The sequence below is a fragment of the Massilia psychrophila genome (assembly GCF_002760665.1).
GTDB lineage: Bacteria > Pseudomonadota > Gammaproteobacteria > Burkholderiales > Burkholderiaceae_D > JAFCUW01.
Genome location: NZ_PDOB01000103.1, coordinates 1 through 333, shown reverse-complemented (window position 1 = coordinate 333; position 333 = coordinate 1). Strand labels below are relative to the sequence as shown.

Sequence of the window (333 nt, the reverse complement as noted above, 5' to 3'; positions counted from 1 at the left end):
TTTCCAGACACCCTTGACCTTGATGTAGGTCTCATCCATTCGCCAGCTGGCGCCTACAGGACGCTTGTGCTTGCAGGCCATCTTCTCGATGAGCGGCAAAAAGCGGATCGCCCAACGGTTGATCGACTAGTGGTCGACCGACACGCCGCGCTCTTGCATGATCTCTTCCAGATGCCGGTAGCTCAGCGGATAAGCCACATACCAACGGATACAAACCAAGATCACATCGATCGGAAAACGCATCCCTTTGAGGTTGAGCATGTCGATTCGTTCAAAGCCACGGCATCGCAGTCTACCTCAAGACCGACAGGAATCCGCTAATGCGACGGAACC

1 pseudogene is annotated in these 333 nt (G+C 54.4%); it reads right to left on the bottom strand.

The features are described 5' to 3' along the window. Positions 1 to 261 (bottom strand): annotated as a pseudogene (locus tag CR103_RS21830) (IS6 family transposase); the annotation flags it as partial. Positions 262 to 333 lie beyond the last annotated feature (72 nt).